Origin of the sequence: Salmonella sp. NW645 (assembly GCF_051703725.1) — a bacterium.
Lineage (GTDB): Bacteria > Pseudomonadota > Gammaproteobacteria > Enterobacterales > Enterobacteriaceae > Salmonella > Salmonella enterica.
On sequence record NZ_JAMMKR010000008.1, the window covers coordinates 115,003 to 140,229 of the forward strand.

A 25,227-nucleotide genomic window follows, 5' to 3' on the forward strand; every position below is an offset into this window, starting at 1 on the left:
ATAGCCACCCGTATTCATTCTCTGTCGTGATTCAACCCACTTTGCTTAGCGTGCAGCTAAGCAAAGTGCGCGGAAAATACCACTCCCCGCAGGGAGTGGTATGTTGAGGACAACTTATTTGCGTCTGTAGTCGATGGACAAACCAAAGCCCTGGACACCGTCGGTACCCACGGTAACGCCGCCGTCTGCTCCCTCGAACGCCGTTTTCGCTTCGGCGTTGGTGACAGGGATGACAAGGTCTTTATCGTTCCAGCTTTCGTTAACGATACCGCCGGTACCAGTACCTGCAATTGCGCTGGTGCCAACGAATTTCCAACGGTAGTCGTACTGGCTGGTAACCTCTTCACCGGTATCGTATTTACCTGCCGTACCACCCTCTTTATCTTTCCACAACAGAACTTTATAAGTTGTGTTGGTTTTGAGCGGAGTAGAGGTACCCAGCAGGTTGGTGGTTGAGCCAGACTCGTAGATAACCACATGGACGTTTTCATCCACCACCGGACCTTCCGGAATATCGTCACCATCCGCACCACCGCCCGCATCGGTCGACAGGTCTTTCAACAGCAGTTCAGTTGCCACGGCAGGATCACCGGTGGTGGTGGTTGGCGTGATTTTGATACCGATATAGTGGTCGGCGTCACCCGCCTGAATTTCATAGGTATCGCTACCTTTGGTGCCAATCTCTTCGGGATTGCTACCATTCTGGTCGCTGTATCTCATCCACTGCACCGTCAGTTTCGTGGCGGCGTTGTCGGTATCCAGGTCACCTTCCTTATCGCCAATCGCCCAGTTCACCGTGACCTTATCGCCAACGTGGAACTGCTTATCGCCTTCGGTCACAACGGTACGATCGCCGCGATCGATAGTTACCGTTACGTGATCTTTGTCGGTATCCGCGGTTTTATCCGCCGCACGGGTAATCCACGGCACCGTACCCTGAATGGTGCCCGTCTGTTCAGAGACAATCTGCCACTGTCCCGATTTCAGATTACCGTTTGCCGCCACCGCTGGCGCGGCGCAATACCCGGCAACTACTAATGCTAAAGCGACCTTCGTCAGCCGCCGTTTTACTGTTGCTTGCATTCAGACTCTCCTTTTTCTCAAAATTCAGCGGCTGGCTGGTCAGCCACAACGCTGACGCTATTTCTGGCTATACGTAACGCGTATGCCGTAACCCTGAACGCCATCTTCCTCATTGGCGGCAAACTTCTGCGCCGCCTCTTTATTGGTTACTGGCAGGACAAGATCTTCATTCATGGTGTTGGCCAGCGCGCCGGTATGTCCGTTTGTACTCTGCCCGGTAAACTCCCACTGGTAGTCGTACAGCGCCATCTCTTCTTCCGTGAGCTGCTCGGACATCTGAAAAACATTGTCTTTATTCTTGTCGCGCCACAGCAGGAAACGGTAGGTATTATTGACCGTAGGGTGCTTATCTTCTTTGCCGATAAGGTTGACAGGGTTGGCGGCTTTGACCTGATAAATCACCGCATTCAGCGCGCTCAGGTTGTCGCCGATAAAAGTGACATCAACGTAGTTACTGTCGCCATAGGCGTCTGCTTTCGCCTTCCAGCGGAAAGTGCCCGGCAGGGTGCTGGAAAGCGTCACCGTCCCCGCTTCTTTGTCACGGCTGGCAATAAACACGCAGGGGGTTTCCGTAGTGCAGGGCGTCTGGGCCAGGGTGACTTTTTTATCATTGCTGTCGTACAACACGGGCGTCATGGCATCGTCCACCAGTTCGTTACCATTGCGATCCGTGGCGTCGCCAAAGGAATCGGTGATCAGGAGATCCATCACCACGCCGTCTTCGCCATCGGCCAGCGCGCTGGCTTCATGGCTATGATCGCTGCGATCGGTATCGGCAATGTTGTCGACGATCAGCTCAATTTTGCGATCCTGCTGGACAGTGATTTCCACCACGCCGGAGTTCTGCTTATTGCCCTTTTCGTCTTCCAGCGTCATGCGTACTTTCCAGGTGTTCAACGCGGTGCGCTGCTCTTCGGTATCGGCGTTAACCCAGGCAGGAAGCACCAGATTCCAGCGGTTGTTGTTACCTTCGGTTAACGCATCCGCTTTCACCACCGGCATCACCAGCGTACGGGCGGCGTTGTTTTTCGCCTGCCAGGAAGCAGAAATAATTTTGTAATGGTGGTTAATCAGCGCGTTGACAGTCCATTTGCATTTTTCCAGACCCACCGCGGCCTCAGGCGTATCTTCAATCACGCATTCCGGGTGTTCGTTGGTGGCGTCGGCCTTCAGCCACAACGTAACGTCCAGCGGATCTTTCTCGCGATATTCGAGAACGATGAAATTGTTACGATCGACAAAATCGGTGCGGCTGCCCATTAAGGAGTGCTGAATTTTAACGTTTTCCGGATCGAGCTGCGCCGCCAGCGGCGTGCCTATCTGGTAGTTCACGGTCGCGTTAACGCTAAAATCGTTACTATCGCCAGTACCGGCTTTGTAATCCGTACCAACCGTGACCAGCGGTACCGGCGTGTAATTTAGTCCGACGGTAACGGCATGAGGATCTTTTTGCAGGTTATCGGTGCCAAACAGCGCCACTTCATCGCCGTAGTACTGTTCATAAACTAATTTAGCGCCAAGCTGCGGATAAAACGGCAGCCAGCTTTCCATGCGGATATCCCAGCCGCGCGCGGGTCGTTCTTCATAAAAGTCGAAATCTTTGGAATCTTTCCAGTCAGAAAGAGGATGGTAATAGTTGCCGGAGAATTTCAGGTAATCCGTCCAGGCTTCGGTTCCCAAACCTAATCGACGGTGACCGCGCGTAAAATCGTAGTCATAGAATGCGTTGCCGCCAAGCAGCCAGTTGCCGACGTTCTGGCGCACGCCAAGCCCAACGTTACCAATGGTGCGGTCTTCCTTACGCTGAGCCGAAATCTGGCTAAAGAAAAGCGTGCTCTGGTTATCATACCAGGGAATAAAATAATCCAGCGAACTGCCGTCCAGATCGCCGCCTTCGCCAATAGATAAACTGGTGCGCACTTTACCATAAGGCGAAAGCATACCTTCGAGATAGGATTGCGCAGAAGACGTGACTTGCCCTTGAATATAACCGCGCGCCTGGGATTCCAGCGCTTCCGGAGTGAGATTATCAAAGCCCTGGGTGGCGGAATTAATAAAGTAGTTAGCGCCCTGTTCTTTAAAGGTCTTTCCTTTATTTTCCTGTTCTTCTTTTTTCGCGGATTCGCTGGCTAAATCAGGCAGGGAGGAGTGGCTTTCATCATTTGCAGATACAGAGTTATCTGCGCCGGAAACCGCAACTGATACTCCAGACACTAATAGCAAAACCAGAATGCGAATCCTTCGCACCATATGATATCCCTGTCGTTAAATAAACACGCCGCTATGAAAAGATATTATATGGATGATTCAGATGGAATCATAACTAACAGACCTAAATATATTCCTAAAAAGAAAAGTTTAATATGAAACAGATTTATAATATTGATATAATAAATAAAAAAGAAAGCTATTATTTATTTCTAATATTAATTTTCGGAAATAATATTCCCTATAAATAGTTGAATAAATAAAAAGAATAAAATAGCTACCGGGCAGGATACGATGCTGATATTACGGGAGTATCGAATAACGCTTTTGTCCTTAGCCGGATAAGACGTCGGCGCCTCTGCTCTGCGGCGCAACGTCGACAGCGATTTTATTGATCGGAAATGACGAAGTTAACCCGTTTTTTTGAAATTAAACCATGACCGTTCTGGCAAAAATAGTCCACTGCGCCGCAGGCTTTCAAAACCTGTAATGGCTGGCGGCAGTCAGGACAAATTGCCTGTAACGAGAAATCATTAGCGCATGTCTCGCAATGCGCTGTATCGCCATTGCGCTCCAGCGCGTGATGGCAAACGGGGCAGGTTATTTCCATAACATTCTCCTCAGGCGCGTGACTCACTTTTACTTGAAAGGCCTGATAGCGCAGCGCTTGTCAGGCCTGGAATATTACTGAAAAAGCATTACTTGCTTTTCTTGATATGTTTCATCAGACGCTTACGTTTGCGCATTTGCGTTGGCGTCAGTGTGTTACGCTTGTTCGCATACGGGTTCTCCCCTTCTTTAAACTGAATGCGAATCGGCGTCCCCATCACTTCCAACGACTTGCGGAAGTAGTTCATCAGATAGCGCTTATAGGAGTCTGGCAGATCTTTTACCTGGTTGCCGTGAATAACCACAATCGGCGGGTTATAGCCGCCAGCGTGGGCATATTTCAGTTTCACACGGCGACCGCGCACCAGCGGCGGCTGATGATCTTCAACCGCCATCGTCATGATACGGGTCAGCATCGCAGTGCTCACCCGGCGAGTGGAACTGTCGTAAGCCTCGCGTACGGACTCAAACAGGTTGCCGACGCCGCTGCCGTGTAGCGCAGAGATAAAATGAACACGGGCAAAATCAATAAAGCCCAGACGGAAATCCAGCGTCTCTTTCACCTGCTCTTTGACTTCCTGGCTCAGGCCATCCCATTTGTTGACTACGATAACGAGTGAGCGCCCACTATTGAGGATAAAGCCCAGCAGAGACAAATCCTGGTCGGAGATCCCCTCGCGCGCATCGATAACCAATAGTACGACGTTAGCGTCTTCAATCGCCTGCAACGTTTTAATCACCGAGAACTTTTCTACCGCATCGGTGATTTTTCCGCGCTTACGCACCCCCGCCGTGTCAATCAGCACATATTCCCGTTCGTCGCGTTCCATCGGGATATAAATGCTGTCGCGAGTGGTGCCCGGCATGTCGTATACCACCACGCGCTCTTCGCCGAGAATACGGTTAGTGAGTGTGGACTTACCTACGTTCGGGCGACCAACAATCGCCAGCTTTATCGGCAGGCTTTGCGGGTCAAAATCATCTTCCGGCGCTTCTTCGCCATTTTGTTCCGCCTCGAACTGCGCCCAGTATTCCGCGTCTTCATCCACCTCTTCCTGCGGCGCGACATCATCCATCCACGGCAGAAGCACATGTTCCAGCAGGCTCAATACGCCGCGACCATGTGAGGCGGCGATAGGGTAAATTTCGCCTAACCCCAGCGAGTAAAAATCGACAACCGCCTGATCGGGATCGAGACCATCCGTTTTATTCGCCACCAGGAAGGTCGGTTTTTCACGGGAACGCAGATGTTTGGCAATCGCTTCATCCGCCGGCATCAGGCCAGCGCGCGCATCTACCATGAATAACACCACATCCGCTTCTTCAATCGCCAGCAGCGACTGTTCCGCCATCCGCGTTTCGACGCCATCTTCGGTGCCGTCAATACCGCCGGTGTCGATACAGATAAACTCGCGGCCTTCAACCTCCGCACGACCGTACTTACGGTCACGAGTCAGACCCGGGAAATCCGCAACCAGCGCATCTCGGGTGCGGGTCAGACGGTTAAATAGCGTGGATTTTCCGACGTTAGGGCGCCCGACAAGCGCGACCACAGGTACCATGTTTAAAGCCTCATTAAAAAAATCATCAGACAACGCGCGCATTTTGCGCCATTGTTAAAAACAGGAAAACGGCCCCTACACCAGGAGCCGTTTTTTAAAACGCACAACCGTGACGATTAACGCGTAATCGCGTAGACCGTACCGTCTTTGGCCTGGATGAGCAGTTTACCATCCGCCACCGTCGGTTCGGTCAGAAAACCGGAACTGTCTACTTTTTGTTGGGCCACAAAACGCCCGTCATCAACATCAATCCAGTGCAGATAACCTTCGCTATCGCCGACGACTAAATCACCATTATACAGTACCGGGGAGGTCAGCAAACGGTGCAGCAGATCGCTTTGCGTCCACAGCGTTACGCCGCCGTCAGTGGTCAGCGCCAGCACGCGATCGTTCTGATCGACCAGGTAGATACGGTCGCCGTCGACGATAAAGTCATTGACCGAACCCAGCTCGCGTTTCCACATAATCTGACCACTGCGCAGATCCAGCGCCGTTAAGTTACCATTATACGCCAACGCGTAAACGACGCCGTTTACCACAACCGGCGTGGTATCAACGTCGCTCAGACGGTCAATTTCCGTTGGGCCAGTGGCCTGGGAGATACGCTGTTGCCAAATCATCTGCCCTTGTTGCATCAACACGGCGCTGACGCGGCCATTATCACCACCAACGATAGCCGCGCCGAACGCGGTTGCCGGCGCAGATTCGCCGCGCAGCGACAGCGAAGGCATATCCAGGTTCACCGTCCATTTAATGGCGCCATCCGCCTGATTTAGCGCCTGCAACTGACCGTTGCTGGTATGGATAAGGACGATTCCATCACTGACAACCGGGCGAGACAACGCTTCTCCTGCGACCTTCGTCTGCCATGCTGTGGTACCGTCGCTGGTATTCAGCGCATAAACCTCGGCCTTTTCACTGCCGATATAGACGTGACCGCCCGCGACCGTGACGCCGCCGGACAACAGCGCGGACGAACGAGAGAACCAGCCGTCTTTCTCGCCCAGATTCACAGACCAGATCTCTTTGCCATCATCCGCATTGAGCGCTTTTACCACGCCCGCGCGATCGGCTGCATAGACCACGTTATCTGCCATTACCGGATGAAGGTTAGAATAAAATTCGCCAATTCCGTTACCGACAGAGGTACTCCAGACAGTGGTCGGGGTAAACTGGTTTTCAACTTGCGGTAATGGAGACATCTTGACGACATCTTCTTCGCCGCTAAACAGTGAACAGCCGCTGAGCAGGGTAACGGAAAGCAACCCTGGCAGAAGTAATTTACGCAATTGCATCGGGTCCCTCTCAGATGGACAAATTATTGATTTTCATCTGCATCATTTCGCTCAACGCCGGAGAAGCATCGCTATTGACGCCAGCTTCCCATGCGCTGCGCGCGCCTTTTTTATCACCCTTACTCAGCAACGCTTCGCCGCGCAAATCCGCGACAATGGCCGTCCATCCTTCGCCTTTAACGGCATCCAGAGTTTTCAGCGCGGCGTCAGCTTGTTTAAGCTGTAACTGAACGCGAGCGAGACGCAGATTAATCACCGCTTTGAGATTTTCATCGCTGGTGGCCGCCAACCCCTGCTGCAACTGGGCTTCGGCTTTTTTAAGTTCATTCTTATCCACAAACTGCTGCGCCAGTTCCATAGACGCCAGCGCACCATAGGTATTTTTATTCTCAGCCGCGAATTTTTCAGCGGCCGGAATGCTATCCGGCTTATCGGCGCTTACCGCCGTCACCGCATTTTGATACGCCAGAGAAGCAGCACGCGCGGACTCCGTCTGATGGCTGCTCCAGTAACGCCAGCCAACCAGCGCGCCAACCCCTAAAATCACTCCGACAGCCAGCGCTTTGCCGTTTTCGGCAAAGAAGCGTTTAATCGCATCCACCTGGTCGTGTTCGTTCTCGTAAATTTCCACGCTGTCCTTCTCCTTAGCCCAATAAAGTGCGCAAATGCGCGGCGACGCTGTCCTGCGCCACTGCCGTTTGCTCACCGGAGCGCAAATCCTTCACTACAACAGTCCCATCGGCGACTTCAGATTCGCCAAGAACCAGTGCAATACGGGCGCCCCACTTATCGGCGCGGGCAAACTGTTTCTTAAAGTTGCCGCCGCCGTGGTTTGTCATTAGCTTCACGCCTGGCATTTCATCGCGCAGCCGCTCCGCCAGCGTCATTGCCGCAGACTGCGTTTGTGCGCCGGCAGCTACCAGGTATATATCGACAACAGGAGAGGCAATAAATTCCGGATTAACTGCCTGAACTAACAAAACAAGTCGTTCCAGGCCCATCGCAAAGCCCACTGCCGGGGTAGCGCGACCGCCCAGTTGTTCCACCAGACCGTCATAACGACCACCCGCACAGACGGTGCCTTGTGACCCCAGACTGTTTGTTACCCATTCAAATACGGTGCGGTTGTAGTAATCCAGACCGCGTACCAGACGCTGGTTGACGGTGTAGGCAATCCCCGCCGCGTCCAGCAATTTACACAGGCCGGCAAAGTGCTCGCGTGAATCGTCATCGAGATAGTCGCCGAGAGCGGGCGCGTCGTTGAGCAGCGCCTGCACGTCCGGATTTTTTGAATCCAGCACGCGCAGCGGATTGGTATACATACGGCGTTTGCAGTCTTCGTCCAGCGTCTCTTGATGCTGTTCGAGGAACGCGACCAGCGCATCGCGATAGTTCGCACGCGCCTCTAATGAACCAATAGAGTTCAGCTCCAGGCTAACGTGGTCAGCGATGCCCAGCGCGCGCCACCAGCGTGCGGTCAGCATAATCAGCTCCGCGTCAATATCCGGGCCTTGTAAGCCGAAGACTTCGGCGCCTAGCTGATGGAACTGACGGTAGCGGCCTTTTTGCGGACGCTCATGACGGAACATCGGACCGATATACCACAAACGCTGTTCCTGATTGTACAGGAGACCATGTTCGATGCCGGCGCGTACACAGCCCGCCGTACCTTCAGGGCGCAATGTCAGGCTATCGCCGTTGCGATCCTCAAAGGTGTACATCTCTTTTTCAACTACGTCAGTAACTTCACCGATCGCACGTTTGAATAACGGGGTCTGCTCTACAATCGGCAAGCGGATTTCACTGTAACCGTAGCTGCCGAGCACGTTTTTGAGTGTGCCTTCAATGCGCTGCCAGATGGCGGTTTCGCCAGGCAGATAATCGTTCATGCCGCGAATGGCTTGAATGTTTTTTGCCACGTTTATTCTCTTTCTGAATATAAAAATGAACCCTCAGCGCTTCCCCGAACGAACCGGGAGCCATGCGGGTTCAATCATACACGGGAAGCGCGCCGCTTCCCATCACGTTCTTATTTTTCAACCTGCAGCACGTCAATCCGACGCGCTTCATCAAGTTGACTTGCTTTCGCGCGAATACGGGATTCAAGCTGCGCGATCATATCGTCGTTATCGAGTCTGTCCTTACGCACGCCGTCTTCATACAGGCCGCTTTTCTTATTGCCGCCCGTCACGCCCAGCGTCGATACCAGCGCTTCGCCCGGCCCGTTCACTACGCAACCGATGATCGAGACGTCCATCGGGGTGATGATATCTTCCAGACGCTGCTCCAGCGCGTTCACCGTGCCGATAACGTCGAACTCCTGGCGAGAACAGGTCGGGCAGGCGATGAAATTGATGCCGCGCGCGCGAATGCGCAGCGACTTCAAAATATCGAAACCGACTTTGATCTCTTCCACCGGGTCGGCCGCCAACGATACGCGCAGCGTGTCGCCGATGCCTTCCGATAACAGCAGACCTAAACCGATCGCCGACTTGACTGCCCCGCTACGCGCGCCGCCCGCTTCGGTGATCCCCAGATGCAGCGGCTGATCGATCTGCTTGGCTAACAAACGATAAGACTCAACGGCAAGGAATACATCGGACGCTTTTACGCTCACTTTGAACTGATCAAAGTTGAGACGATCGAGATGATCGACATGGCGCATGGCTGATTCCAGCAGCGCCTGCGGCGTCGGCTCACCGTATTTTTCCTGCAGATCTTTTTCCAGCGATCCGGCATTTACGCCGATACGAATAGGGATGTTTTTGTCGCGCGCGCAGTCCACCACCATGCGAATGCGTTCTTCGTTACCGATATTGCCGGGGTTGATACGCAAGCAGTCAACGCCGTATTCCGCTACTTTCAGCGCAATGCGGTAGTCGAAGTGAATATCGGCAACCAGCGGGACGTTAACCTGCTGTTTGATAAGCTTGAACGCTTCGGCGGCGTCCATGGTCGGTACAGAAACACGAACAATATCTGCGCCAACGCGTTCCAGCGCTTTGATCTGATTAACCGTCGCTTCCACGTCAGTGGTACGCGTGTTAGTCATCGACTGGACGGTGATGGGGGCGCCATCGCCAATCGGCACATTCCCAACGTAAATACGTGTCGATTTTCTACGTTGAATCGGAGCCTGGTTATGCATGAAAAATCTCCCGCGTTACCCGTCTGTTACTGCGCCGGTGTCGGTTCGGCATTAAGGGTCAGACGCGCAACCTGATTAGTTCTGATAAAGCGGCTCAGATCGACAGGTTTTCCTTGATACTGGATCTGCACCGCGGCCGGTGCGCCAATTTTAAGTTTATAAGGCGCCTGACCTGTTAGGTTTAAATTACCATCTTTACGCTGCATACCGCTAAACAGCTTCTTACCCGTGGCGTCAGTGACTTCGAGCCAGCAGTCAGCGGTAAAATTCATCACCAGCGCGTTCGGATCGGCAGCAGGCGCCGCTACGCCAGCCTGACTGGTCGGCAGCGCGGACGGCGTTTCCGTTGCCGCTGGCGCGGCAGATGTCGCAGCCGTATCGACATTCGCCTGCGAAGGCGCGACTACCGTATTTTGCGTTGCCGTTGCCGCTGGCGTTTGCGTCGCCGCTGTCGAATCAACCGGCGTCGCAGGAGCCGGAGCCGTTTGCGCTGGCGTCGTATCCTGGCTTGTCGCGTCACGGGTGTCCAGCGGTACATTTTGGCCGCTGTCTTTATCTGCGTTCAGTTCAGCCGTGCTTTGATCGGCCATTGTCGTGATCTCTTCCTGCTGCGCCTTATGGTTCTGCCACCACCAGGCGCCGGTCAGCCCTACGACCACAAACAGTACCAGCCAGGTAAAAGACATTAACCAGCCGTCGCGTTTTTTGCGACGCTTTCCTAATGAGAAACTCTGCATCGGAGCGACTTTGGCGGCGCGCAGCGGGGCCTGTTTTTCCAGCCCCGGCAGCAGTTCCTCTTCTGGAACATGCACCAGACGCGCATATGAGCGGATATATCCGCGCAGGAAGGTTGAAGCAAGATCGGACGGCGCCTTATCTTCTTCAATATCGCGTACCGTAGAAACCTTCAGGCAAAGTCGCTCAGCGACAGCCTGCTGGCTGAGTCCGAGTTGTTCACGGGCATTGCGCAGACGAACGCCGGTGGTTTGTGCTTCATTTTGGTCGTGCGTGGCTTCAGTATTCATTCGCTACAGCTACAGGTACGTGTAAATTAGGATTCAGGCGCCGACGAGCCGTAATGCCCGCCCACACCGCGAAACATCAGGTTAGTTAACCTTAGTCAGACAGTATAAGCCTGTCAGGCCGCAGATGACAAAACCGCGTAAGACACAAGGCTAAACTCTTGTTGCACCGTTACATACTGCCTTAAAGTCGACAAAAACGCACCGTTATTATTGACCAGACAAGTACAACGCCAGACATTATTCAACTGACATTGCGCCACGGTATAATGAATGCACCGTGGCGCAACTGCTATCAAATAGCCTTGATGTCAATCACCTCTCCCTGCATACGCTTACGCAGGGTACGTTTAGTACGGTCAATCACATCGCCTGCCAACTGTCCGCATGCCGCATCAATGTCATCGCCACGCGTCTTGCGTACGATGGTCGTGAAACCATAACTCATCAAAACTTTAGAAAAGCGATCGATACGGCTGTTAGAGCTGCGGCCATACGGCGCGCCAGGGAACGGGTTCCACGGAATCAGATTAATCTTACAAGGCGTCTCTTTTAGTAGCTCCGCCAGTTGATGCGCGTGTTCAGTGCCGTCGTTGACGTGGTCAAGCATCACGTATTCAATCGTCACGCGCCCCTGATTGGCGTTGGATTTCTCCAGATAGCGGCGAACCGCACCCAGGAACGTTTCGATATTGTATTTTTTGTTGATCGGGACGATTTCGTCGCGAATAGTGTCATTCGGCGCATGTAAGGAGATAGCCAGCGCGACATCTATCATATCGCCCAGCTTATCCAGCGCAGGCACCACGCCGGACGTTGAGAGCGTGACACGACGTTTGGACAGGCCGAAACCAAAGTCATCAAGCATAATTTCCATCGCCGGTACGACATTGGTCAGGTTAAGCAATGGCTCGCCCATCCCCATCATGACCACGTTGGTGATCGGACGCTGGCCGGTGACTTTGGCCGCGCCGACGATTTTCGCCGCACGCCAGACCTGACCGATAATTTCCGATACGCGCAGGTTGCGGTTAAAGCCCTGCTGCGCAGTTGAACAAAACTTGCACTCCAGCGCGCACCCTACCTGTGAAGAGACACACAGCGTAGCGCGGTCGTCCTCCGGGATGTAGACCGTTTCAACGCGCTGATCGCCGACAGCAATCGCCCACTTGATGGTGCCGTCTGAGGAACGCTGCTCTTCAACGACCTCCGGCGCGCGGATTTCCGCGACCTCTTTTAATTTGCCGCGCAACACTTTGTTGATGTCGGTCATCTCATCAAAATTATCGCAGCAATAGTGATACATCCATTTCATCACCTGATCGGCGCGGAAAGGCTTTTCACCTAAGTTTTTAAAAAACTCGCGCATCTGCTGACGGTTGAGATCCAGCAGGTTGATTTTTGTTTCGTTGTTAGGAACTACCGGGGTACTGCTTTCAGGTGTGACAATTTGTTCAGACATATGCTATTCCGGCCTCGTTATTACACGTTATGGCCCCTGGAGGGTTGAAAAAAGAAACGCCCCGGTAAGCTTACTGCTCGTCCGGGGGCGCTGCATTGTACAAATTCTGGCGTAAGGATGCCACGTCTGTACGCGGCATTAGCAAAAATAATATTTGAACCGATAATTTATCGCCAACGCATTTACAGCGTGAAAGACGAAGGAGATTAACGGGTGCGCGGGCACACTTCGCCTTCACCGAAGAAAAAGGCGATTTCGCGCTGCGCGGATTCCAGCGAATCCGAACCATGGGTGCCGTTTTCAGTTAAGCTATCAGCGTAGTCGGCGCGCAGCGTACCCGCCAACGCGTTCGCCGGATTGGTGGCGCCAAGCAGATCGCGGTGACGCTGTACCGCATTTTCACTTTCCAGCACGGATACCACGATAGGGCCAGAGGTCATGAACTCCACCAGACCGTCAAAGAACGGCTTGCCGTCGTGCTCAGCATAGAAGCCGCGCGCCTGCTCAACGGTCAGGTGCAGCATTTTAGTGCCAACAATTTTGAACCCTGCAGCTTCAAAGCGCGCAAAGATGCTGCCAATAACGTTTTTTGCCACCGCGTTGGGTTTAATGATGGAAAAAGTCCGTTCAATAGCCATGTTTACCTCTGAAATATGTTCTGTTGTTATGTCAGGCGCGGATTATAAAGAGCATCCCATCAATTGCCTATGGATGCAGGTAACATTTTTTTAAAATAAAATGAGCATTAGCAACAAAAGTTAAAGGCGCACAGCAAACTCATGGGACTGACACAGCACGCAGTGCGTGTGTTCAGGTGTGAGAGCATGGAAAGTACGTTTGCAGCTTTCGCAGGTGAGCGTATACGCCGCACTATGCCGCGTTGAGGCGGGTTCCACGTCAAACCGCAGCCACAGCGCCTGATGCGGACATACCGCCGCACAGCCGCCGCATCCCGTACAACGCGCCGCCGCTATCGTCAGGGTATTGTCGTCAAACTGGATAACGTTTTCCGGGCAGCTTCGCCAGCAGGCGCCGCACATCCTGCACTCTTGCGGACTGATTTCGGGTACGCATTCGCTGAACGCGGAAAACGCCTGTCTGAGACGCCGTTTCCCCGGCTCGACGGCGCACGGGGTAATGGCGTCGCGCGGGACATGAAACAGAGTGCGCCGCGAGGCGTTAATCTCCGCGCCGACAACGTGTTTGAAAGACCAGCCCGGCTCGCCATAGCGGCGCAGCGCTAAATTTAGCCCCGCCAGCGCCATCAGCCACTGCGCCGATCGCTCCACCGCAATATCAATAAAGCGAATACCGTACTGGCTGTGCCAGAGAAGCAGTTCATCGACCGTTGGTGCCTGTAGCGAAAACGGCCCCACCAACGTATCCCCCTGCACAAAGCGTTTAACCGGTTTGATACCGGTAATGGCGTCAACAGGACAGACAAACAGACAGTCGCCACAGGCTATGCAGCGCGTCGTATCTATGCTGACCTGCCCCTGCGCCAGCGAAAACGCCTGCGCCGGACAAACATCGGCGCAAGCGCGGCAGGAAGAAAAACGAAAGCGACGACGGACGCAGGCCTGCGTCACGTCTACCACCGGATCGATCGTCAGGTTAACCATCAGCCAATACTAAAGAAGACGTAGCGCAGCATAATCTCGCCGATAAGCAGCAATACGCTGCCCGCCACCAGCGTCCCTCTGGCGTTTCGCAGACCGCCTGCGGCAAAGCAGAGCATTCCCGCCGCTGAGACACACCAGCCGAGAAGATAGACGTCACGCAACTGCGCCAGCGCCTGTAGCGGATGATGCGGGAAAGTGACGACCGTCGTATCCACCGCATTAATATCCGCCAGCCATAGCGGCTGCATGATCAGGCGAATCAGCACCATCAGTGCGACCACCACCACAGCGCAGCGCATTGCGGTGCCAGCGTTGCGCAGATAAGCCAGCGCAATGACTACCGAGCCGATAATGCCTGACGTGCCAAAGAACAGCGCCAGCGTGTTGCTATGCTGCCAGGTCGCCACCGAGGCATGGATATAAACCTGCGCCATGCAGAATACATCCACCAGCCCGAACGCTGCCGCCAGCGCCAGCAGCGGCTGCCAGCCTGGCTTTCGGAAAAACAGCAGCACAACCCCCAGTCCCAGCGCCGCCAGATAAAGGCTGGCAAAGACGATTTCGCGACTCAGCCACGAACTGGCGACATGACGTAACGCATTTAGCGCATTCAGGGGATAGCCCATGTGCAGCGCTGAAGCAAGCAGCCCCACGCAGGCCAGCACAAACGCCCCCGCCATCGCGGGAAGCGCGACGCGTGCAGGCACGCGTCCCTCTACGGCGTACTGGCGGCCCAACGCCAGCCACAGAGTCACCCCCACAGACCCTTGCAAACAGAGCGTAAAAATCAGCAGCGGTAACTCATGCATGGCGTTTACCCTCTTTTTCTGCGCCCTGATGCGCTTTTACAACCAGATTAGGCTTGGTTATGGATGAATCTGGCAGCCCGTTAACGTCGCATACGCTACCGTACTTCGCGCGCAGTTCATCAATCGGGCCAAACTTGATGGCCTCCAGCGGACAGGTCGCGACACAGACGGGCGGTTCACCTTTCGCCTGTAAATCAACGCACATGTCGCACTTGGACATTTGGCCGGTCTGCTCGTTAAGCTGCGGCGCGCCGTAAGGGCAGGACCAGGCGCAGTAGCCACAGCCGACGCATTTGTCGGTATCAACGCGCACGATGCCGTCGCCAGGGCGTTTATGCATAGCGGTAGTCGGGCAATTTTTGGTGCAGACAGGGTCCGCACAGTGGTTGCAGGAAATGGAAAGCGTATAAGCAAATACGTTATTGCTGACCCCGCCCTGCCCGGTCGGGATGAAACTTCCGCCCTTGACTTCATAGACGCGGCGGAAACGACGGCCTACTTCCAGATTGTTTTTGTCTTTGCAGGCCACCTGGCAGGCTTTACAACCGGAGCAGCGTGAGGAGTCGATAAAAAATCCCAGTTGTTTATCGCTCACCGGCGGGTAATGTGTAAACTGACTCATGCTTTAGCCACCTCCACCAGCATGGTTTGATGTGAATTTCCCTTCGCCAGTGCGGTAATACGGGCCGAGCTGAGGACGTTCGCACAGCCGCCTTTATCAATACCGTTCTCATCCGGCTGCCACCAGGCGCCAGCCTGCATTGCGACAACGCCGGGAATAATGCGCGGCGTCACTTCCGCCGGGATTTCGCAAATCCCGCGTGAGTTATGAATGCGCACCATGTCGCCATGCGTAATGCCGCGCTTTTGCGCATCCTGCGGGTTGATCCACAATGTCTGCTGCTGCACTTCAATCAGCCACGGATTAGCGTATTGCGTTGAGTTGGCGCGGTTTTTTCCTTTCCACGTAATTAACTGAAGCGGAAAATCTTTCGCCAGCGCATCCTCCGGGCCTTCATGCGCGGGAACGTAGTGCGATAACGCCGGGATTTCCGGATGCTGCATGTCGTACAGGCGCTTCGAGAAGAGCTCTATTTTCCCTGACGGCGTCGGGAACGGATGATTGTCCGGATCGCGAATATTGTCTTCAAAGGCGACAAATGGCGCGCTTTTGAACAGATGCTGACGGGTCTTTTGCAGCGTGGCGAAATCCGGCAGATTTTCGTCCGGCATCGCCAGGCGCGTCTGTTCCCAGATGTGTTCAATCCACGCTTTCTCATCGCGCCCCTGGCTAAATTCATTCTCAATGCCTAATTTCGCCGCCACCTCACGTAGCCAGTCGTAGTCGGAGCGCCGCTCAAATTCAGGCTCGATCAGCTTTTCAGAGAGTATCAGGTAGCTTGCCGTGCCCCAGGTTTCACCGATGTTCCAGCGTTCCATAAAGCTGGTTTCCGGCAGCAGTAGATCAGCGTATTTCGCGCTCGGCGTCATAAACAGATCGCTGGCGACAATAAACTGGATCTTTGATTCATCCTCCAGTACGCGTACCGCCTGGTGCAGATCGGGGTTCTGATTCGCCAGATAGTTCCCGGCCAGCGAGAACAGAATACGGATGTTACTGTCCAGCTTATCGGCATCTTTCAGCCCCATATCCGGCGTCACTTTGCTGGCGTCGTCTGCGGCCTGTACCCAGTTCATCACCGAAATTTTGGCTTTTACCGGGTTATCCGGCATCTCCGGACCCGCGGCAAATTTACGGTTAGCGCAGCCGCCGTAACCCGCAGCCCAACCGCCTTTGATGCCGACATTACCGGTAATGGTCGCCAGTAGGGTCGAGCCGCGCGCGGTGCGCTCGCCGCAGTTGTGGCGCTGTGGTCCCCACCCCTGAATCAACGCGGCGGGTTTGGTATTCGCGTAATCACGCGCTAACTGGCGAATGGTTTGCGCCGGCACATGGGTGATCTTTTCCGCCCACTCGGGGGACTTAACGACACCGTCTTTGGCGCCGGTCAGATACGCCACCAGCGATTCGTTAGCCGGTACGCCTTCCGGCATTGAGTCTTCGTCAAAACCGATAGCGTAGCGCGCAATAAATGCACGATCGTGCAGATTCTCGCTGATGATGACGTACATCATCGCGTCCATCAGCGCATTGTCGGTGGTGGGCAGTAGCGGGATCCACTGATCCGCCAGCGACGAAACGGTGTCGGAATAGCGCGGATCGACCACGATAAACCGCGTACCGTTCTGCTTCATCTTCTGCAAGAAATAGTTGGTATGACCAAAAATGGTCTCCGTCGGGTTATGGCCCCACAGAATCACCAGTTTGGTCTCCAAAAGCGTATCCAGCGAACTGCCGCTGGCGGCAATGCCGTAAGTATAAGGCGTCGCGGCCGCCGTGTTGCCCATACTCACAGAATGGTAGCTTTCGAGATAGCCGCCGGTCAGATTCAGCAGGCGACGCGCCATTTTATCGCCAGAAAAGGTGCCGCCGGAAACGGCGGTGCCAACATGAACATAGCGCGAAGCCGGGCCATATTTTTCAGTAATCGATTTTAAATTATCGGCGATTAAGGTTGTCGCTTCATCCCAGGAAATTCGCTCGAATTTTCCTTCACCGCGTTTTCCTACGCGCTTCATGGGATATTTAAGTCTGTCAGGATGATAAACAAATTTACGGTATGCGCGTCCACGAACACAGGCACGCATCACCGGCATTTGCGCATCCAGCGCATTATCCGGTCGCGTTGAAATTCGCGTCACGATACCTTCACTGACATGCGCCCGAATATCGCATTTGCCCCCGCAGTCAAAAGTGCTGCATGTCTGGACGACTTTTTCCGCAGGCCTGTTTTCAGTTGCCGTCACAGCGCGCGCCTGAGCGGTAGCTGGCGAGGAGACAAACGGTAACGCAATAAGCGCGGAGCTGGCCTGGATAAAATGGCGACGAGAAATAGCGGGCTGTTCGCCATTTCCCTGGCTTTTTATATTTTTCATGATCCGACTCGTCAAATAAAAACCCATTCTCACGTTTTTAAGTGTTAGATCTCTTGATATTTATCAAGCTCCCTCATTAAGGGTAATTCCGGAAAATTAATAATTCTCATTAACTTTAAATTAAATGAAATTCATAATTTATTCTGAAGAGTTGTTAACGTATTAATTCAAAATTAACCGCTGCAACCTGACCGGACTCATCCATTACGACAAGTTGATAACGTCCAGCGATATTGAGTAATAAAGAAAGACGATTATTTTCGCCATTAACAGGCTCGCCATTTAAAAACCACCAGCGACGCCCTTTACCGCCGGTAGTCGAGACGGGCAGCGTGACGTTTTCCTGGCCTGGCAATTGCCTGATCACCGCGCCATCCCTCACTCCTGACAGCATTAACGGCGCGGCATCATTGCCCTGCAGCGGCGGACAGTGGTCGGACGCCGCTGGCAAGCGGGCGCTACGTCTTTCCGCAGGCGGCAGCCACGGCTCCAGCGGCCGCGGCCAGACGATAAACGTATGCGCACGCGCCTGCGGACAGTCGGCAGCGACACGCCGCCCCGTATCATCCAGCCAGACCGGGAAACGAATACCGTTGATGTCTTCCTGCTCAGGTAACAGCAGCGTGGGCGGCTGGCTATCATCGAGCAGCCATGTCGCCAGTCGGCGGCGACAGTTGCTGTCTCCGGCAGGCAGAGTCTGTCCGCCCGGCCAGCAAATGACGCCGCGGTTTACCGTCTGCGGACGCGGATCTTCCGGCAGGCGTCCCGTATGCGCCAGTAACAGATTATTGACCTGGTTAAGCAATGGCACCGCGCTGGCAAAACCAAATTGCCCCACCACAGGCGTGCCGTCGGGCCTGCCTGTCCAGATACCGATGATATAGCGCGCGTTAACGCCAATAGCCCACGCATCGCGATAGCCGTAGCTGGTGCCGGTTTTCCACGCCAACGGCACAATGCGTGGCAGCGCGTTATCCGGCAAGGGTTGCGCTTCATCCGCCATAATCCGTCGAATGATCCACGCCGTTCCCGGCGACATTAATGGTCTTTCCGACAGCGGATCGTCCGGCTGTAACCGTAGTTTCGCCGCTTTCCCATGACGAGCGAACGCGCTGTATGCCGCCGCCATCTCGTCAAGCCGCGCGCCCGCGCCGCCCAGAATCAGCGAAAGATTGGGCGCCGCGCCAGCAGGCAAATATAGCGGCAGGCCGACGTTACGCAGTTTTGCCGCAAATCGTTTCGGCCCATAGGCTTCAAGCACCTGAACGGCAGGCAGATTCAGCGAGCGTACCAGCGCGTCGCTCATGCTGACCGGGCCGTGAAATCCGCTGTCGAAGTTTCCCGGGCGGTAATCTCCGGTGCGGCGCGGAACGTCCTGTAATAATGATGCGGGATGGATCAAGCCGTTATCCAGCGCCAGACCGTACACAAAGGGTTTGAGTACCGATCCCGGCGATCGGATCGCCGTTACCATGTCGACATGACCAAAACGGCTGTCGTCATTAAAGTCTACCGATCCTACCCAGCCGCGCACGCTCATATCGGTATGATCGACGACGATCATCGCCAACGAACTGCGTGCAGGCAACCGCCCTTTCCATGCCCGCGCCAGATCTTCCAGTTGCCGCTGCAACCCGGCGTCCAGCGTGGTCACAATTTTGTCGTTCTGGCTTTTACTCAACATCATTCGGGCAAAAAGCGGCGCCAGTTGCGGCATTTGACGCGGCGCCAGCCAGACCGGCTCTTCACGCGACTCGCGTACCGTTTCGGCAGGCCAGACGCCCTGCGCCGCCATCCGATCCAGCACTTTATTTCGTGCCGCTTCGGCTCTCGCAGGCCAGCGGTCGGGGCGTAACCGGCTCGGCGCCTGCGGCAATACGGCCAGCAGCGCCGCGTCAGCGTAACTCAGGCGCGCGGGCGGCTTGCCGAAGTAGGCCCAGCTTGCAGCGCCAATACCCTGTAGCGTGCCGCCGAACGGCGCGCGGTTCAGGTACAGCGTCAGGATATCGCGCTTGGACAAATGCCATTCAAGCTGGAGGGCGCGCCAAAGCTGGCGGATTTTACCGCCGAACGTGCGCGAATGCGGGTCCAGCAGTCTCGCCACCTGCATAGTCAGCGTGCTGCCGCCGGAAATAACGCGCCCGGCGGTAAGATCCTGCCACGCCGCGCGCGCGACGGAGAAAGGGTTAACGCCAGGGTGCCGCCAGAACCAGCGATCTTCGTAATTGATTAAGGCCTCCAGGTAACGGGGAGAGACCTCTTCAATCGTCACCGGATAACGCCAGATCCCCCCGGCGTCGGCAAAGCGCCACAGCGGCGTACCGTCATGGGCTACCACGACCCGCGCAGGATGGACCTCATTGAGCGGCAGCGGCCAGAGTTTATCCGCCGCCCATAACGCCAGGAAAATAAAAAGCGGCGCGCCCGCCAGCCACAGCCAGCGGCCACGTTTACCACGCCAACCGTTCATTTAAGGCGTCACAATCAGCAGCCCCTCGCTCGCGCCGGTTGCCCGCCACTGAGGCACGTACATCGATTCCACCTGCGGTTGCGCAAGCTGGTACGTCCCCGGCGTTACCGCGCGCGCCAGGTAGACCAGCGTCACGGGCTGGCCCTCATTGACAACGACGGCAGCCACAAACCGATCGTCGCGGAATTCCATATACTGAATATCCGCCTGCTGCATCTGATTAAGCAAATTTTGCACTTCGCTACCGCTCTCCGGCAGGCTGGCACTGCTGTCAGCCAGATTCTGGTTTTCCAGCTCCAGTCCGGCCGGGAGCAGGTCCACCACCAGCGCATCCGGCACATTGCGATCGGCCACTACCGTTAACCAGACCAGCACCAGTTCGCCGCTACGCAACGAGGACAGCGATTTGCGCTGACCATCGGTCCCCAGTATTTGTCGTTCAATCTGCAAAACGTTGCTGGCAGGCTCAGGCGCAGATGAGGGATAGCCGCTGCTATCCAGACGCAACCATAGCGGCTGGCTACCGGTGTTCGTCACCTCAAGGGCGGCCAGCTGGTCAGCATCCAGATTACGGGTCAGCGCCTTGTCGCCCGACAGCGGCTGCGCCTCTAACGAGGTCTGCGCCTGCCAGGCGCCCGCGCTGGCCTGTCGCGAATGCGCGGCGAGGAACAAGGCATTGTTCTCCTGGGTAGAGAGCCAGCGCTGACCGAAGGCCTGCTCAGAAAGCGAGCTTAATAGCGCGTTTTGCGCGTCCGGTCTGAGGTTGTTCTCTTCCAGTAACGACAACATCAGAGCGTTATCGCGCAGAGAACTGCCGTAATCCGCTATCCATTGCCGTTCGTCCTGACGCGGCGTATTCAGCGCCAGCGTAATGGCCTCTTCGCCGCGTCTGGCATCACCCATCGTTTTTAACGCGATGCCCAATTGCATCAGCGGCAGTCCTGAAGCCGCCTGACTACGGCGCTCCCAGATTTCGCGCAGCGCGCCGAGCGGCGCTTTCTGCTGACGCGCCAGTACCAGCGCGGCGTAAGCCTGAGCGGCAAAAGTACTGGCCTGAGTATTATCGCTATAACGAATCAGCATCGTGCCGGGATCCTGCAGATAGCGCAGCAGTCGCTCATTGCCCCGGTTAATGGCCTCCGGCGGGACGCTATATCCCTGCTCGCCCGCGCGAATGAGGAAATCCATCGCGTAGGCCGTTAGCCAGGGCTCTTCCGCCCCATTTTCATCCCATAGCGCAAAACCGCCATTATCACGCTGCATCTGTAGTATCCGGGAGATGCCGATATCCACCGCGGCGCGCCGTTTTTCATCACTATCGCCGGTAATACCGAGCGTCTGCAATTGAGCGGCATTGGTGTACAGCGCCGGGAATAACCCGCTGGCGGTTTGTTCCAGGCACCCGTACGGATATGCTTTCAGCTCGCGAATGTAGCGCGCCAGATTGAGCGGCGGTTTTCCGCTTAACAGCAGTTGTCCCTGCAACGTGGCTGGCGAGACGTTTGCCAGATGCTGCTCTGGTACATGCCAGCTCTCTCCCGGCGCCAGCGCAATGCCACTATTTACCGTTTGGGCAGGCCAGGCCGGACGCACGCCGATTTGCCACTGCTTATGCTGCGCGCCGAGGGTTTCTCCCGGCAGATTCAGACCGCTAATGGTCGCCTGGATTTCGCCTTCGCCCAAACCTTCCAGCGCGCGTACCGGAACGAATAAGGTGGTGCGCACGCCCGGCGCCAGGTTGACCGGTTGCGGCTGCTGGCTAAGCAGTTCCAGTAACCCACTGGCGGCGAGCGCAATATTCAGCGTCTGCGGGCGGTCGGTCAGATTGGTGACGTCCAGCACCAGTCGCGAAACATCCCCTCCCGCCAGAAAACGCGGCATATTCAGCTCGGCAATCACTGGCGCGGCGACAACAACTTTGCTTTCGCCGCGACCAAAATCGTCCGCTGTCCATGCCTGCGCCATAACCCGCAGTTCGCCGTTAAAGTCGCCAATCGGCAGCGTTACGACCCCTTCGCCCTGCTCATTGAGCGTGATCGGCTGCGCCTGCTGCGCGATGATATTGACATGGTTTACCGGCGGTTTTCCGCCGCGCTTAAGGTCGTCGCCATCGCCGCCAAAACGCAACGCCGCCAGCCGCCCCTGCCCTTCAATGACCTGGCCGTAAATATCGTAGATATCCGCACCGTAGCGTTTTTGACCGAAGAACGCCTGCCACGGGTCCGGCGTCGCGTAATCGGTGATATTCAATACGCCGCTATCGACCGCGGAGACCAGCACGTTGATCTGTTTTGGCATTTCGCCGTGTTTAACGCTGGCTTTCACCCTGACGGTGAGCGGCTGATTCGGGCGCATTTTAGCCGGGCTTTCGAGCGCCAGATCGAGGCGGCGGTTTTCATCCCCCAGCGGTAGGTGTAGTAACCCTACGGCGCGTTTTGGCGTCGCGGAACGAGATTTATCGCCGGGACGCACCACCAGCGTACTGAGATAGAGATCGTGGCGATTCCAGGTTTTATCCACCGGAATCGTGAGCTCCAGACCTTGTGCCGGCACATCGATCGCCTGCCACCACAGCGGACCGTCACTGGACTCCACCATGGCATAACCTTTACCGGCGACCGGCGCGGCGATATGCAATTTCATGGTGTCGCCTGGACGATAATTCGCTTTATCCAGTTTGAGGGTGACGCGATCCGGACGCGCCGCGCCGCTACCGTCGCTGTTATCCTGCCAGCTATAGCCGGCCCAGAAACGAACGCTGCTGACCGTCTCATTCGGCGCTTTGACCTCCAGACGGTACGCGCCCCATTCCACCGGGAAGCTGACTTTTCCGGTTTCATCCGCGTTCAGATCCAGCGTCTGCTCGCCCTCTACCAGATCTTTTTGATCAAACTGCGACTGCCAGCCTTCGCTTTCCGACCAGTTCCAGTAATAGTCGCGACGCTCGCGGATGAGCCGCACCTGTAAACCAGACACCGCTTTTTTCTCGCCCTGCGCGTTGGCGTAAACAATATCGAATGCGGCGTTGCTGTCTTCGTCGACAATCGGTTGATTAACGGTGGTATCCGTACGGTAGTCGTATACCGCTTTGGCGGCGAACTGTGGACGAATTCCCGGTAACGTATCGGCAGGCCAAATCGCCTGCTCTACGCGACGAGTGACCGGACGACCGCCAGACTCCAGCAGGCTGGCCTGTAGAATTACCTGCAGCGGCGAATGCGCTTCTTGCCACTGGCTGGCAGCACTCACTTCACCACGTCCGCCTTTATCCAACGTCAGTTGAACTTCGTCCAGGCTGCGCGAAAGATTCTCTTCAGCAATATTGCCGAACTGGAAGCCAGGCAACGCCGCGACAGCGTCGCGCAGCGGACGCAGGAAAAGTTGCCCTTGCAGGGTATTGCCGTTAGCAGGCGCGCCATACAAGTAATAGCCGACAACGGAGAATTTCACCTCATCCGCAGGCGCCAGCGGTGTTTTTTGCGCCGTCAGGTTGAGCGCCATCCGCTCCGGCATAAAGTCTTCCACGTGGAAATCCCAACTCCGTAGCAAATTATCACCGGTGTTGGCGCGGACATGCCACAAGCCGGTCGGCGCGTTGATATCCAGCGGATAATTCAAACGGTATAGCCCGTTTTCCGGCTGGCTGACGACGGTACGCATCACCTGTCCGTCTGGTTTTACCACTTCCAGCTTAACGGGTTGATCGGGCAGCGTTTTACCGTCGCTATCGCGCAGTAATCCGTTGAGGATAACCGTTTCGCCCGGTCGGTAGAGATCGCGCGGGCCGAACATAAAGAACTGCTTGCTGTAGCCGGGCGCGCCAGCGACATTAAATTCCGACAGATCCAGAGCCGGAAGCGTGAGATCGAGCAGCGTGGTCTGCTCCTCTTTACGCGCCAGTAATAGCGCCGCCGCTTTATCAGCTTCCAGTTGCACATGTCCCTGCGCGTCGCTCGTCGACTGCGCCAGCGTCTGCCCTTTATCATTCAGAAGAACGATCTCAATTCCCGACTGCGCCGCGCCGTTTTCCAGGCTTTGCGTAAAGATATCCAGCCGATTATGGTAACGGTGCGCGGACACGCCGATATCGCTAAGGGTAAACAACGTAGCGGCATTACTATAGTTGTAGTGTCCAGCCTGATTCATTACCGCCACATATACGCCCGCCTGTTGCAGCGGCTTAATATCGCTTAATGGCAGCTGCAGTTTCTCACGCGTATTGCGCGCCGGATTAAGATCAAAACGACCGGTATAAACCAAATCCGCCATTTTCAGCAGATTGTCGGACTCCCAGTTAGAGAGAGAACTACGGTACTCCCACTGGCTGACAAATGACGCCAGCGATCCGGGCTTAACGCGGAAAAAGTTCACATCAACGTGGTTGACGTTAAGCGCCATGACCGGCAGTCCTTCCGCGATTTTCCCCGGTAGCAGCGATCCCCGGCTGGCAAAGCCGACGCTGGGCTGGACATCACGCGTGGTAATCGTTTTTTCATAAGACTTGCCGAAGGTGGCGTTATTCAGCGCCTTAACGGCGGGATCAACCGTGACCACCAGCACGCGCTCAGGTTCCAGATGACGTAACCTTAGCTCTTTTAAATTTGGCGCCAGCTCCCATGCGCCGTCAACGCTGCCGCTTTTCTTATCAACCACGTGAACCACACGGGAGAAATCCTGTTCAGGATCTAAAGGAATTGAAAACGTCAGCACCAGCGTCGCCGCGCCGTCAAGCTGCGCTTCGGAGGCGTCTAATAGCGTGAGCGCTTTGCCCTGGCTTTGCTGCGCCAGCTTTTGTAGCTGTGCCGGGTCTTGCGCGGGCGAGGGCTGCGCTACGGCTGGCGCTTCGCTTTTAGTCGTCGGGGCGGTTTTATCGTTGTTATCGCATCCCGCCAGCGCCAGCATGATCATGCAGGCCACCACGCGTAAATGTTTCATCTTTC

The 25,227-nt window shown here is 55.4% G+C and carries 17 protein-coding genes; all 17 read right to left on the reverse strand.

The features are described from left to right. Positions 1–114 precede the first annotated feature (114 nt). The 17 genes from NA389_RS17515 to NA389_RS17595 all read right to left on the reverse strand — a co-directional run bounded on the left by NA389_RS17515 (position 115) and on the right by NA389_RS17595 (position 25,222). On the reverse strand, positions 115–1,083 hold the full coding sequence (locus tag NA389_RS17515) for a SinI family autotransporter-associated protein (protein WP_001149079.1): 969 nt from the start codon (positions 1,081–1,083) through the stop codon (positions 115–117). A 57-nt stretch (positions 1,084–1,140) separates the two neighbouring features. Further along, positions 1,141–3,333, reverse strand: a complete 2,193-nt coding sequence (gene sinH, locus NA389_RS17520; RefSeq protein WP_000252242.1) for an intimin-like inverse autotransporter SinH — start codon at positions 3,331–3,333, stop codon at positions 1,141–1,143. A gap of 346 nt (positions 3,334–3,679) precedes the next feature. Beyond that, positions 3,680–3,901 carry a zinc ribbon domain-containing protein gene (locus tag NA389_RS17525; RefSeq protein WP_000406472.1) on the reverse strand — a complete coding sequence of 74 codons (222 nt, stop codon included), beginning with the start codon at positions 3,899–3,901 and terminating at the stop codon, positions 3,680–3,682. An 88-nt stretch (positions 3,902–3,989) separates the two neighbouring features. Beyond that, a complete protein-coding gene (gene der / locus NA389_RS17530; protein ID WP_000249411.1) occupies positions 3,990–5,462 on the reverse strand; it encodes a ribosome biogenesis GTPase Der in 1,473 nt (490 codons plus the stop codon). A gap of 116 nt (positions 5,463–5,578) precedes the next feature. Then, positions 5,579–6,757, reverse strand: a complete 1,179-nt coding sequence (gene bamB, locus NA389_RS17535; RefSeq protein ID WP_001177071.1) for an outer membrane protein assembly factor BamB — start codon at positions 6,755–6,757, stop codon at positions 5,579–5,581. Positions 6,758–6,767: 10 nt separating this feature from the next. Next, positions 6,768–7,388: a YfgM family protein gene (locus NA389_RS17540; RefSeq protein WP_000409190.1), complete on the reverse strand. Its 621-nt coding sequence runs from the start codon at positions 7,386–7,388 to the stop codon at positions 6,768–6,770. 13 nt (positions 7,389–7,401) lie between these two features. Next, positions 7,402–8,676, reverse strand: coding sequence for a histidine--tRNA ligase (gene hisS / locus NA389_RS17545; RefSeq protein ID WP_001107139.1), 1,275 nt, complete (start codon positions 8,674–8,676; stop codon positions 7,402–7,404). Positions 8,677–8,786: 110 nt separating this feature from the next. After that, positions 8,787–9,905: a flavodoxin-dependent (E)-4-hydroxy-3-methylbut-2-enyl-diphosphate synthase gene (gene ispG, locus NA389_RS17550; RefSeq protein ID WP_000551832.1), complete on the reverse strand. Its 1,119-nt coding sequence runs from the start codon at positions 9,903–9,905 to the stop codon at positions 8,787–8,789. Positions 9,906–9,931: 26 nt separating this feature from the next. Continuing rightward, positions 9,932–10,930 (reverse strand): cytoskeleton protein RodZ, encoded by a 999-nt coding sequence (rodZ, locus tag NA389_RS17555; RefSeq protein ID WP_001090884.1) that lies wholly within the window; start codon positions 10,928–10,930, stop codon positions 9,932–9,934. Positions 10,931–11,222: 292 nt separating this feature from the next. Beyond that, positions 11,223–12,389, reverse strand: a complete 1,167-nt coding sequence (locus tag NA389_RS17560) for a bifunctional tRNA (adenosine(37)-C2)-methyltransferase TrmG/ribosomal RNA large subunit methyltransferase RlmN (RefSeq protein ID WP_000003213.1) — start codon at positions 12,387–12,389, stop codon at positions 11,223–11,225. Positions 12,390–12,595: 206 nt separating this feature from the next. Next, positions 12,596–13,027, reverse strand: a complete 432-nt coding sequence (gene ndk / locus NA389_RS17565; RefSeq protein ID WP_000963846.1) for a nucleoside-diphosphate kinase — start codon at positions 13,025–13,027, stop codon at positions 12,596–12,598. 120 nt (positions 13,028–13,147) lie between these two features. After that, entirely contained in the window at positions 13,148–14,011 is an 864-nt protein-coding gene (locus NA389_RS17570; protein ID WP_000247797.1) for a 4Fe-4S dicluster domain-containing protein, read from the reverse strand. Further along, on the reverse strand, positions 14,011–14,820 hold the full coding sequence (locus NA389_RS17575) for a dimethyl sulfoxide reductase anchor subunit family protein (protein ID WP_000544888.1): 810 nt from the start codon (positions 14,818–14,820) through the stop codon (positions 14,011–14,013). The genes NA389_RS17570 and NA389_RS17575 overlap by 1 nt, the downstream gene beginning before the upstream one ends. Then, on the reverse strand, positions 14,813–15,442 hold the full coding sequence (locus NA389_RS17580; RefSeq protein ID WP_000077441.1) for a DMSO/selenate family reductase complex B subunit: 630 nt from the start codon (positions 15,440–15,442) through the stop codon (positions 14,813–14,815). The genes NA389_RS17575 and NA389_RS17580 overlap by 8 nt, the downstream gene beginning before the upstream one ends. Then, on the reverse strand, positions 15,439–17,817 hold the full coding sequence (locus tag NA389_RS17585) for a DMSO/selenate family reductase complex A subunit (RefSeq protein ID WP_001667078.1): 2,379 nt from the start codon (positions 17,815–17,817) through the stop codon (positions 15,439–15,441). The genes NA389_RS17580 and NA389_RS17585 overlap by 4 nt, the downstream gene beginning before the upstream one ends. Before the next feature lie 154 nt (positions 17,818–17,971). Beyond that, positions 17,972–20,287, reverse strand: coding sequence for a peptidoglycan glycosyltransferase PbpC (gene pbpC / locus NA389_RS17590; RefSeq protein ID WP_001014754.1), 2,316 nt, complete (start codon positions 20,285–20,287; stop codon positions 17,972–17,974). After that, complete coding sequence (locus NA389_RS17595; protein WP_000681874.1) at positions 20,288–25,222, reverse strand: alpha-2-macroglobulin family protein; 4,935 nt, start codon at positions 25,220–25,222, stop codon at positions 20,288–20,290. Between the last annotated feature and the right edge of the window lie 5 nt (positions 25,223–25,227).